We start from the raw sequence: 10,838 nt of genomic DNA, 5'->3' as shown, positions 1-10,838 counted from the left end.
ACCTGGGTTGCCCATGCCAGGCAAAACCCGGCGATCGCTTCTTGCTCAACTGAGCAGATGGGATTAGGCCGGGGTGATCGCGGACGACGGCTCTTTGGCTTCGTCAAGAGCAGCGTTACCTGAACTGGCTGGAACTTGACGTGGCCAAGGCGCTCACCTGGACGCCGAGGTTGCCGACCCTTTAGCCGCAATGGCTGCCGCCGCCTGGTGGACGACCGCCGTGATTTCGGGCGGGAGGTCACGGTGCCAGTCAAGGTAGTAGCTGGGGGTGTAAGGGTCGTATTCCCAGAGCTGCTCAGGTTTCAACGCCATCACGGGAATGTTGGCGACCGTCCAGCCCCAATCGACCAGCTCGCTCTAAGTGCCCCCCGCGGCAGGTCTCCTAAGTGTTCACTTCATCAAACAGGCTTCGTCCCCCCCGAAGCCATATCAATCCGGCAGGGATTAACCATCAGGACTGATGCCTACCGTTTTGCACCTTCGCTTGCGACTCTCCCGCTTTGCATTTTTCATTTTGCACCTTGCACTTTGCATTTTGCACTTTGCATTTTGCATTTCCCCCTCTGCATTTTCCGTTTTGGTAGAGAGTTTCCACGCGGTTGTTTGGCACCGTGAACGCAAATCGTTTTCCCCACCGCCGCGGGGGGGACGGTGCGATTGCGTTCAGCCTGCGTTCCATTCGCCACTCCAATTCCGCCAGTGGAGCATGGAGCAGCTCGTTATTACGGCGGGGGCTCCTGCCGTTGGGTTGCATTACGGGGGCACGGTTGGCAGGCTTTGCCCGGCGGTGTGAAAAGGGGCTTGCCAAGCGGCGAGGGGGAGGCATAGTTAAAGGGTTGTTGCGCCGGAGGGCGCCCGTGGACGACATACGTGGGGTCGTAGCTCAGTTGGTAGAGCGTCTCGTTCGCAATGAGAAGGTCAGGGGTTCGACTCCCCTCGGCTCCACCAGTCCCCAGGGCCGCCCGCCTGATTATGGAAGTTGTCAATCTCCACGCCCAGCCGGTATTCATCACCAAAGACGGCTCTGAGATTCGTGAGGCGCTCTCGCCGCGGAATTCATCGCTGCAAAACCAAAGCCTGGCGGAGGCGTGTTTGCCGGTGGGCGGCGCGACGGTGGAGCATTACCACGCCCGGACGGAGGAGATCTATTTGATTCTGGAGGGCGAGGGCCGGATGCGCATCGAGGGGGAGGAGCGGCGGGTGCAGGCCGGGGATGCAATTGCCATTCCGCCGGGGCGGCGGCACAAGTTGTGGAATACCGGCCGGGAGCGGCTGCGGTTGTTGTGTTGTTGCGCGCCCGCGTATGAGCACGCGGACACCTTTTTGACGGAGAGCTGAAGCCCATGCGTCCCCGCACGATTCGCTTGTTTATCAAACCATATTGTCCGTGGTGTCATCAGGCGGAGGCCTGGCTGAAGGCGCGGGGACTGCCGTACGAGGCGCTGGATGTGATTGGGCATCCCGAATACCGCGCCCAGATGTATGCGCTCAGCGGGCAGACGCTGGCGCCGGTGATTGAAGTGGATGGCCGGGTGCTGGCCGATTTTGACACCGGGCAACTGGAGCAGTGGTGGCGGCAGCAGGGATGGGATTAAGATTGGGCCTGCTTTCCGTCGGCCTCGCGTTCAGGCTCGCGGGTGATGCCGAAGACCCGCTCGAATTCATCGGAAAACCGCCGGATTTCCTGGCTGATTTGCGCGGGCCGCTCCTGCAGGTAACCGGCCACCCGGCCCGCGGACTCCGGCTTGATTTGCAAGATTTCGCCCGCGGCGGCAAACAACGCCAGATGATTGTTGATGCTGTGCCGCATGGCTGAAAGCTTCTGATTCAAATCCGCAATTTGTTCCGGAGTCAGTGTGACCGGATGTTGGGGTAGACCCATGGCCCTATGATGCTTCAGCCGGGCGGCTCCCGCAAGTGCAGACATGCGCATGAAGGCAAACCTGGCGGGGGCAGGCATCAGTTTGGCATCGCGCCGGGCGCGGGGCGGTTGCCGGAGGGGCAGCGAAGCCTTCCCAGGGGGCCGGTTGTCCGGCGGGGTGGAGGATTGGCCGGACTCACGCCGGAAGGGCCTGCTGCAGCCAGGCGGCCCATTCTTCGTGCCACGCGGCGGGTGCGGCCCCCGCGGCGCGGAGGGCGCGCAGGCTCAGGGCATCGTGCCGTTTGGCCAGACGCCGGCCTTGCGCGTCGGTCATGAGGGGGACATGGAAGAAGGCGGGCGGTGGCCAACCCAGCGCCCGGTACAAGAGGAGCTGGCGGGCGGTGGAGAGGAGGAGGTCGGCGCCGCGCACGACCTCGGTGATGCGCATGGCATGATCGTCTGCCACGACGGCAAGCTGGTAAGATGGCAGATCATCATGCCGCCACACGACAAAGTCCCCAAAATCGCGGCCGGCCACAAAGCTTTGCGGCCCGGCGGCGCCGTCCACAAAATCCAGGCGCTCGCCGTCCGGGACCCGGAAACGCCAGTTGACGCGGCGGCCCCGGGCGTCGCGGTGCCGGAGCTGGGCGGGGCGGGCGAGGAGGATCGGCTCGGGGCGGTTTTCCGGCCGGCAGGTGCCGGGGTACACGGGTTCTTCCTCGCCGGCATGGGGGGCGCCCAGGGCCTGCAGGACCTCCTTGCGCGAGCAGGTGCAGGGGTAGATCAGGCCGGTGGCGCGCAATTGTTCAAACACGGCGACGTAGGCGGTTTGGCGGCGGCTCTGGTCATAGGGCGCATGCGGCCCGCCGCAGTCGGGTCCTTCCTGCCAGTCCAGGCCCAGCCAGCGCAAGTCCTCGAGCATGGCGGTGACAAACGGGGGGCGGCAGCGATCGCGGTCCAAATCTTCGTTGCGCAAGACAAGGATCCCGCCGCGCTGGCGGGCGCGCCACCAGGCCACCCAAAAGGTGCGCGCATGGCCCAGGTGCAGGTAACCGGTGGGCGAGGGTGCCAGTCGTCCGCGATAAGGAAGCCCGCCGCTCATGCTGGCGTTGTGTTAGCGGTCTGGCCAGCCTTGGGTGGGGCGGCGAGCCGCCGGAATGCATGCCGCCAAGGATCAATGCGGCACACCGCGCTGCAGGGACAGTAATCACAAGCCGAGGTGTCTTTGATGACGCAGGGGTCCACCCGCATGTCCCCCTTCAAAATGCGGGAGCCAAAGTTGCGCAGGTGCTGCAGGTTTTGCTCCAACAAGGCCTGGAAAGCCAATGAGTCCATGACAGCCTTGCCGGAGGGGCCACCGTTTTTAAATTGGAAACGCACCGGCCCGGAGCATTGGCCGTTCTGCTCAGGCTTGGCGTTGAGGAGCCGCCAGTGAGCTGCATCGAAGCGGCCGTGGTGCGGAAAAGCCGGGCCCTCGGCCATCTTTTCTTTCAGGGCCTTGGCCCGATTGCTGGCGGGTTTCGGGCTGGCCAGCATGCTGACGTAAAAGGCGCCCAACGGTTGCAGCGCGTTCACGCCCGCCGCGCCGGCCATTTCGGGCATGAGATGCACCACGTTCAAGTAGGCGAGGAGCTGCAAATCGAGCCCGTGATGCAGCCGCAAATCTTCCATCTGTTTTTCGCGTGATTTGTAATCCAGCACCACTGCCAGAGGCGGCGAGCCATCGGACGGCTTATAAATATCCACGCGGTCAATGCGCCCCATCAAGCGCAGGGTTTTGTTGCCCTCGAGGGGCAGCTCCCAGGCGGGCAGAGCCGCCTTGTCTGAGGCGTCCTCGGGCATGCCGAAGGCCAGCTCCACCCGGAAGGGATTCAACTGATAAACGCTCATCCACCTGACCGCCTGGGCCACGTAGGCCTCCAGGCGCTCCACCAGGGAATCCCGCAGAAATTGATGGCGCACACCGGCCTGCATGAGGCCATAATTAAACTGATCCGCCACCTCCTGCGCCACCTTTCGCAGCAACTCCCCGGCTTCCGCGGGCGACAAATCGCGCCATTGTTTTTCCGCCTGACAAACGGCGTGGTGGAAATGGGCCAGGACTTCATGGAGGAAGGAGCCGCGCTGCATGTCGTCCATGGCAAACAGGGGCCGCTCGCCGGCCCGGAGGATGCGCTCCACGAAATAGCGGAAGGGGCAGGCGGCATAAGTTTCCAGCGCGCTGATGCTGGTGGTCAGCGTGTGGCCGAAAAGCTGCTCGAGCATGGCGGGGCCGAGCCATTCATCCGGGGCATAATGTTTGAGCTGTTCCAGCGGCGCCGGGATGATGTCCCGATGAGCCTCCGGCCAGTCCCGCCCGGCCAGGAGGGCGGGCAGCAATTCGGAGGCATGCAGACTGTGCCGGGGTTCCACCTCGCCGGTGAAGCGCTCTTCCTGGACTTGGGGAAACATCTGTTGAAGGCGCAGATAAAAGAGCGAGGGATTCAGCGGCTGGCCCTCGGCGCCGGCCTGGGCGCGGGTGACCACCAGACGGGACGCCGCCCGCGTGCAGGCGATGTAGGCCAGATACCGCTCGGCGCCCTGCCGGCCCAGGAGGCTCAGCCCCAGGGGCAGCTTCCCTTGCTGCTCCAGTTGGGTGCGCTCCTCCTCGGTGAGCAGGAGGGGCGGCTCCGGCGGCGCGGGAAAGAGGCCCTCATTGAGGCCCAGCAATATCAACGTTTTGATCTCCGGCTGGCGGGAGCGGTCCACCGCCCCCACCAACACCTGGTCCATGGCGGGCGGGATGATGCCCACGCTGAGCTGGCTGAGGCCGGATTCAAGGATGGGCAGCCATTCCGCCACCGGCAGCCGATGATCCCCCAAGGCCAGCTCCACGGTTTCCAGCCATTGCTCCACCATCTGCCAGACGGTGGCATGTGCGGCGGGAGGCAGGGCTGCCGGCCCGGGGGTGGTTTGTTCCGCCCATCGTTGCAGGGTTTCCGCCACTCCCAGCTCCTCGTAGAGCTGCCGCAGGCCGCGGGCGAGGTCGCCCCCCGTGACGCCGCCCGGATGGCGGCGAAGGGTCTCGCGCAGTTGGCGGAAGGGCGGCACCAGCCTGGCGCGCCAGGATTCATAATTGGCCGCCTCGGAAGGCTCATTCTGCCACGAGTTCAGCCAGCGTTCGCCGTCCAACCCCAACTCCAGGACGAGATTTTCCAGGGCGTCGAGTTGCTCGGGGGCGATGGGCGTCAAACCGGATTTGAGCGCGCCCAGCCAGTCGGCGTTTTTCCAGCCGAAGGCCACGACGCGGAGGGCATAACGGGTCAGCTCGGCCAGGGGGTGATGGGCCATCGGCTCGCGTTGATCCAGGAAAAAGGGGATTTCGTAGCGGCGGAAGATGCGCTTCAGGTACGCCGCATGCGAATCCAGCCGGCGGGTGAGCACGGCCAGCTCCCGGAAGCGGCCGCCGCGCCTGACGTGTTGCAGGATTTCGCGCGCGGCACAGATCACCTCGGCCTCCGGGTTGGCGCAGGCCACCAGGCGCAGGGCCGGGGTGGCCTCGGGAAAGGCCGGCGGCAGGGAGTCGGCCCAGTGGCGCTCGAGATGCGCCAGCGCCGGGGAGGCGGCAAAGCGGGTGAGGCCGGAGGCGCGGCCCAAGGTGGCGTAACTGGGGTGCGCGTTGACCAGCGCGCTCAGGGCCTCGGCGCAGCGTCGCACGGTGCGCATCACCACCGCCTGCGGATGCAGCGGCGGCAGGTCTTCTTCCGCCAGTTTGTCGGCACAAAAGGCCAGCGTCATCTGCGCGCAATGGGGCGCCAGCGCCGCCAAAAAATCCACCTCCTGCGGCGTGAGGTCCGCAAAGCCGTCCATCCACAAACCGGCGATGTGCAGGGGCGGCTGCTGGCGGTGCGCTTGGCGCAGCCTTGCGGCGGCCAGCGGCAGGAGTCCTTCGGCTTCCACCAGGGCGTGGTCCTGCAGCCATTGTTGGAAGGCCCGGAACAGGCGGGCGGTGTCGTTCAATTTGTCCGCCAGGGCCGGGCTTTGAGCCAGGGCTTGGGCGGCCTTTGCCAGACACTCCGGCGTCACCTGCTGTTGTTGCAGCTCGCGCAGCCAGCGGCTGAGTTCGGGCGCGAAACCGGCCCGGCGGACGCTGGATTTGAAAATCTTCAAGTCATCCTCGTGTTGTTGCAGCAAGGCCCGCAGCACCATCACCCGGCCTTCCTCGCTCAACATGCGGGGGCGGGCGCCGCCCAAAACCGCCAGCAAATAGTCGGCCAGGCGGGCAAAAGAGAGTATGGAAAGCCGGGTGTAGCCCGGGAGGGTTCCATCGGCGAGCAGGAGCCGTTCCAGTTGGAAGGTGGCCTGGCGCGGCGCCAGCAAAATCAGGGGCGGGCCAAGCGGGCGGCGGAGCAGCTCCTCCCGGATTTCCTTGACGCATTGCCAGGTTTTGCCGCTGCCTGCCGGGCCGAGGAGGAAACGGATGTTCATGGGAGCAGGGGGGCGGGGCCTCAGGCCGCCTCGGGTTCCAGGGTGGTGGAGGCCAGGGCCTGGCCGTCGCGGTTGTAGTGCGTGACGGTCAGGCGGCCGGAAGGGCCTTCGATGTCCACCACGCCAATAAACTGCTGGTCATTGAACGGCCCGGCCTCCGGCGCGCCCGGGGCGCGGGAGTTCCATTCCACGCGGGGCCCAAAGGTGTTGTCCAACTGCCCCGGCCCGTAGGTGCCGGCGTGCAGGGGGCCGCTGACAAATTCCCAAAACGGCTCGAAGTCTTTGAACACGGCGCGATCGGGATGGTAATGGTGGGTGATGGCGTGGTGCACATCGGCGGTGAGCCACACCACGTTGCGGAGGCGCTGCGCCTTGATGAAGGACAACAATTCGGCAAACTCCAGCTCCCGCCCCAGCGGGGGGCCGTTGCCGTTGGAGCAGTTTTCAAACGTGCCGCGCGTGTCGGGAATCAACATGCCGATGGGCATGTCATTGGCGATGATTTTCCACGTGGCGCGGCTGGCCTGCAGGGCGCGCTTGAGCCATTCCAGTTGGGCCTCGCCCAGGAAGGCGGTCTCCGGCCCGCGTTCAGTCTGGCGGTTGGGGCCGTTGGGGCCGCGGTAGGTGCGGCAGTCGAGGAGGAAAACATCGCACAAGGGGCCGCGGGGGATGTGCCGGTAAATCCGCAACTGCGGATCCGGCCGCAGGGGCACATATTCCCAAAACGCCCGCTGGGCGCGGCGGAAGAGCCGGTCCACATCCTTCTCGGTGTAGCGTTTATCATCAAGCACCTGGCCGGGATACCAGTTGTTGCGCACTTCATGATCATCCCACTGTCCCAGCGTGGCCACGGCGGCGTGAAAGGCGCGGTAGTGACGGTCCAGGAGATTGTAGCGGTAGTTGCCGCGGAATTCGTCCAGTGTTTCAGCCACCTTTTCCTTGCCCTCGGCCACGAGATTGCGCCAGACGCCCCCGCCGGGCAGCTTGCGTTGCGGCTCCAGGGGGTTGTCCGCGTAAATCCAGTCGCCGCTGTGGATGAACACGTCCGGGCGCAGATGCAACAGCGTGCGGTAGGCGAGAAAGCCGCCGCGCGTTTCATCAATGCCGTAGCCCTGGCCGCAGGTGTCGCCCGACCACGCCAGCCGGACCGAGCGCCGATCCTGCGGAGCGGTGACCAGCGTGCCGCGCAACGGCTCGCTGGCTGCCCCCTCCGGCGTGACGAACTGCACCTGGTAAAAAATCCGCTGGCCGGGCGGCAGGCCGGTCAGCAGGGTCTTGGCGGTGAAATCGGAATAGGCGAGCGCCAGCGGCCCCACCACCTTGCGGCTTTGGGCGAGGGATTCCACCGTGCTCCATTCCACGTACATGCGCGCGGGGCGGTCGGTGCGGCTCCAGATCACAGCGGTGTCGGCGGTCACATCGCCGCTGGCGATGCCGTGGGTGAGGACGGGGCGCCCCGGGGTGAGCACCGCCGGCCCGGCGGCGGCCCGCAAAAATCCCGGCCCCGCCAGCGCCAAGGCGCCGGTTTGCAGGACACGCGCAACAAACACGCGGCGGGAGGGGGGACCAGGCGGGCGGGCGGTGCTTTGCATGCGGCTAACTTGCGTTGGCCGGGCGGGAGCGTCAAGGGGCAATCAGTTGTCCGTCGCGGGTGACGCGCGCTTTTTGTCCGCGCCATTCGATGGTGTTGCCGGTGAAGGCCAGCAGCCACACGGCGGCCTGCATGAAGTCTTTGACCACGACCAGAAAATCGTAGAACAAATGCCCGCGCTGCCGGGTGAGCCGGTGTTGCAGCCACAGACTGGCGGCGGCGCGCACGGCAATCAGCAAACACCCCGCCCCCGTCCAGGGCAGACTCCAGCCGGCGAGCATCATCAGCGCGGGCCACAGCGTGCCGTTGCTCAAGAGGCTGAAAAAATAGGGCACGGGCTGGCAGGCGCGGATGGTGCGCGCCCAGCGCAGTTGATGCCGGAAGACCTGCGCCCATCCCTGCGGCGCCTCCCAGCAGCCCACCACCACCGGGCACAGCTCGATGCGCCAGCCGCGCCCGGCCACGCGGCGGCCGAGGTGGTAATCATCGGCCAGCAAATCTTTGAGCGCCTCAAAGCCCCCGGCCTCCTGCAAGGCGCGGCGGCGGACGGCCATGACGGCGCCCAGGGCAAACTGCATCGGGCGCAGCGAGTTGGCCTGCAACACCTGGCTCCAGAAGTCCCCATTCACCGCCACCGCCTCGCAGCGCATGGCCAGCGTGGTGGGATTGGCCAGCGCATAAAAACAGGTCACCAGCCCCGTTTCACGCATGTGAAAAGGCGCCACCACGTTGGCCAGAAAATCCCGCGGCACGCGCACATCGGCATCACTGATGATCCACAACTCATGCCGCGCGGCGGGGGCCAGTTGCAGAAGCGTGGATACTTTGGCGTTGGCGCCCCGGGATTCCGGGCAGATCATGAGCTGGGCGTCGCTCCGGGGATGGGCGGCCAGCAGCTCGCGCACCACGGCCACCACCGGATCCAGTTCGGACGCCACCCCAAACAACACCTGCACCGGGCCGCCGTAATCCTGGGTGAGCCAGCTCTCCAGACAGGCGCGCGTCTCGGCATCGCAACCTTTGAGCGGCTTGAACAGCGTGACCGCCGGGGCAAAGCCGGGCCGGGCAATGCGCTGATGCAGGGGAAACCGCCAGGCGGCGATCCATTGCCAGAGCAGCAGCCCCAGGCTCACGCCCGCCAGACCGGCAAATATCCACACCGCCAGCGTCATGCCCGTTTGACCTTTCCGCGCACCATGCGCTTCCGTCCCCCCACCGGAGCCGAGGCCGCCCGTCGCCCGGTCAAGCCTTGGCCTTGCGCGAGCGGCCCTGGCCGGCCAGGGCGTAGGCGGTCTCCGGCAGGGAAGGCCCCGCCTGCTTGCTAACGCCGCGCTCCGGGTTGGCCGCCAGGTGCTCGCAAATCTTGAACAGCGTTTCGATGTGCTCCTCCGCCTGCAAGTCGCGGGCCAGCGCGGCCAGTTTCTGCGGCCGGCCCGGCCGGCGCGCCAGGTGTTGCAGCACCTTTTCCTGCAGGGCCAGCACCTGCCCGGCCGCCTTTTTGCCGGCCTCCACCCCGGGTTGATGATAGGCGTTGAGATTGACCAGCGAGGCGTACAGGCCCACCGCCCGCTCAAACAAGGCAATCAGCACGCCCACGGTGAACGGCGAGACCTCCCGCAGCGTCAAGGTGATGGACTCGCGCCCGTTTTCCCACAACGCCTGGCGCGTGCCCAACAAAAAGCCCTGGAGAAAATCGCCCGTGGTGGCGGAGCCTTCCACGGCGATGCTCGCGCCCTGGCGGTCGCGCAGCACCTCAATGAACGTCACAAAAAAGTTGTTGAGGCCGTCGCGCAACTGCTGCACGTAGGCGTGCTGGTCGGTGGAGCCTTTGTTGCCGTACACCGTCAGCCCCTGGCAGACGAGCCGGCCCTGGCGATCCAGCTCCTTGCCCAGCGATTCCATGACGAGCTGCTGCAGATACTTGGAGAACAGCTCCAGGCGGTCCTTGTACGGCAGCACCACCATGTCGCGCGCCCCGCGCCCCTGGCCGGCATAGTACCACATGGCCGCCAGTTGCGCGGCGGGATTGCGGGACGTGTTGGGCTCGCGGGTCACTTCATCGCAGGCCTGCGCCCCGGCCAGCAGGGCGTCAATGTCCAGCCCCTGCAACGCCGCCGGCAGCAGCCCCACCGCCGAGGTGACACTGGTGCGGCCGCCCACCCAGTCCCACATGGGGAAGATGCGCAGCCATTTTTCCTCCTGGGCCAGCTTCTCCAACTGGCTGTTCAGGCCGCGCGCCGTGATGGCCACCGCATGTGCGCCAAAGCACAGCCCGGCCCGGGCATAGGCGGCGGCGGCCTCCACCATGCCGTTGCGGGTTTCCTTGGTGCCGCCGGATTTGGAGATCACCAGGCACAACGTCTGCCCCAGCTCCATGAGCAGCGGCGCCAGCACGCGGTCCATGCCGTCGGGATCGGTGTTGTCGAAGAAGTACAGATTCAGCTTGTCGGTCAGCGGATGCCCCAGCGCATGGGCGAGGAACTGCGGCCCCAGGGCCGAGCCGCCAATGCCGATGACCAGCAGATTTTTGAAGGGCCCGCGCGCACCGGCCACCCGGCCCTCGTGCACGTCGCGGGCAAAGGCCTTGATGTCGGCGATGGTCTGGGTGATTTCCCGCGCCAGCGCGCGGTGTTTTTTGGGGATTAGATGCGGGGCGCGCAGCCAGTAATGGCCCACCATGCGCTGCTCATCCGCATTGGCCAGGGCGCCCTGCTCGAGGGCCTGCATTTCCTGATAGGCCCGCTGCAGGGCGGGCTCCAGTTTCACCAGGAAATCCGGCGAAAACGCCATGCGGCTCAGGTCCACCGCCAGGCCCAGCTCCGGGTATTCCGTGTAATACTGCTGAAAACGCTGCCACAAACTTGCTTGTTTCCCATTCATAACCACCCCCCAGCCTGCCAGAAAAAAAGGCCCGCGAAA

The 10,838-nt window shown here is 65.9% G+C and carries 9 protein-coding genes and 1 tRNA gene; 3 read left to right on the top strand and 7 right to left on the bottom strand.

Annotated features, from left to right (window positions below):
• Positions 1 to 153: 153 nt before the first annotated feature.
• A complete protein-coding gene (locus N3J91_00250) occupies positions 154 to 312 on the bottom strand; it encodes a hypothetical protein (protein MCX8154875.1) in 159 nt (52 codons plus the stop codon).
• A 560-nt stretch (positions 313 to 872) separates the two neighbouring features.
• Here N3J91_00250 and N3J91_00245 point away from each other — a divergent pair.
• From N3J91_00245 to N3J91_00235, 3 genes are all read left to right on the top strand, one after another.
• A tRNA-Ala gene (locus tag N3J91_00245) sits at positions 873 to 948 on the top strand.
• 24 nt (positions 949 to 972) lie between these two features.
• Positions 973 to 1,338 (top strand): cupin domain-containing protein, encoded by a 366-nt coding sequence (locus N3J91_00240; protein MCX8154874.1) that lies wholly within the window; start codon positions 973 to 975, stop codon positions 1,336 to 1,338.
• A 5-nt stretch (positions 1,339 to 1,343) separates the two neighbouring features.
• Positions 1,344 to 1,595 (top strand): glutaredoxin family protein, encoded by a 252-nt coding sequence (locus N3J91_00235; protein ID MCX8154873.1) that lies wholly within the window; start codon positions 1,344 to 1,346, stop codon positions 1,593 to 1,595.
• Here N3J91_00235 and N3J91_00230 read toward each other — a convergent pair.
• The 6 genes from N3J91_00230 to N3J91_00205 all read right to left on the bottom strand — a co-directional run bounded on the left by N3J91_00230 (position 1,592) and on the right by N3J91_00205 (position 10,799).
• Positions 1,592 to 1,882: a hypothetical protein gene (locus N3J91_00230; GenBank protein ID MCX8154872.1), complete on the bottom strand. Its 291-nt coding sequence runs from the start codon at positions 1,880 to 1,882 to the stop codon at positions 1,592 to 1,594. The two genes, N3J91_00235 and N3J91_00230, sit on opposite strands and share 4 nt — an antisense overlap.
• 175 nt (positions 1,883 to 2,057) lie before the next feature.
• Positions 2,058 to 2,963, bottom strand: coding sequence for a tRNA glutamyl-Q(34) synthetase GluQRS (gluQRS, locus tag N3J91_00225; GenBank protein ID MCX8154871.1), 906 nt, complete (start codon positions 2,961 to 2,963; stop codon positions 2,058 to 2,060).
• Positions 2,960 to 6,328, bottom strand: coding sequence for a PD-(D/E)XK nuclease family protein (locus N3J91_00220; protein MCX8154870.1), 3,369 nt, complete (start codon positions 6,326 to 6,328; stop codon positions 2,960 to 2,962). Before N3J91_00220 ends, gluQRS begins: the two co-directional genes overlap by 4 nt.
• Before the next feature lie 20 nt (positions 6,329 to 6,348).
• Complete coding sequence (locus N3J91_00215) at positions 6,349 to 7,920, bottom strand: alkaline phosphatase D family protein (protein ID MCX8154869.1); 1,572 nt, start codon at positions 7,918 to 7,920, stop codon at positions 6,349 to 6,351.
• Positions 7,921 to 7,951: 31 nt separating this feature from the next.
• Positions 7,952 to 9,091 (bottom strand): glycosyltransferase, encoded by a 1,140-nt coding sequence (locus N3J91_00210; protein ID MCX8154868.1) that lies wholly within the window; start codon positions 9,089 to 9,091, stop codon positions 7,952 to 7,954.
• Between the two features lie 70 nt (positions 9,092 to 9,161).
• Positions 9,162 to 10,799 carry a glucose-6-phosphate isomerase gene (locus N3J91_00205; protein MCX8154867.1) on the bottom strand — a complete coding sequence of 546 codons (1,638 nt, stop codon included), beginning with the start codon at positions 10,797 to 10,799 and terminating at the stop codon, positions 9,162 to 9,164.
• Between the last annotated feature and the right edge of the window lie 39 nt (positions 10,800 to 10,838).

Source organism: Verrucomicrobiia bacterium (assembly GCA_026414565.1).
In the GTDB taxonomy this organism is placed as follows: domain Bacteria; phylum Verrucomicrobiota; class Verrucomicrobiia; order Limisphaerales; family Fontisphaeraceae; genus Fontisphaera.
The sequence above is the reverse complement of the archived record's forward strand: the minus strand, read 5'-3'. Positions and strand labels throughout refer to the sequence as shown.

Bases quoted from the DNA above. Each gene is read 5' to 3' on its own strand.
- N3J91_00240 (MCX8154874.1), top strand. From the start codon at position 973: ATGGAAGTTGTCAATCTCCACGCCCAGCCGGTATTCATCACCAAAGAC.
- N3J91_00230 (MCX8154872.1), bottom strand. From the start codon at position 1,882: ATGGGTCTACCCCAACATCCGGTCACACTGACTCCGGAACAAATTGCG.
- N3J91_00220 (MCX8154870.1), bottom strand. From the start codon at position 6,328: ATGAACATCCGTTTCCTCCTCGGCCCGGCAGGCAGCGGCAAAACCTGG.
- N3J91_00215 (MCX8154869.1), bottom strand. From the start codon at position 7,920: ATGCAAAGCACCGCCCGCCCGCCTGGTCCCCCCTCCCGCCGCGTGTTT.
- N3J91_00235 (MCX8154873.1), top strand. From the start codon at position 1,344: ATGCGTCCCCGCACGATTCGCTTGTTTATCAAACCATATTGTCCGTGG.
- N3J91_00250 (MCX8154875.1), bottom strand. From the start codon at position 312: ATGGCGTTGAAACCTGAGCAGCTCTGGGAATACGACCCTTACACCCCC.
- gluQRS (MCX8154871.1), bottom strand. From the start codon at position 2,963: ATGAGCGGCGGGCTTCCTTATCGCGGACGACTGGCACCCTCGCCCACC.
- N3J91_00205 (MCX8154867.1), bottom strand. From the start codon at position 10,799: ATGAATGGGAAACAAGCAAGTTTGTGGCAGCGTTTTCAGCAGTATTAC.
- N3J91_00210 (MCX8154868.1), bottom strand. From the start codon at position 9,091: ATGACGCTGGCGGTGTGGATATTTGCCGGTCTGGCGGGCGTGAGCCTG.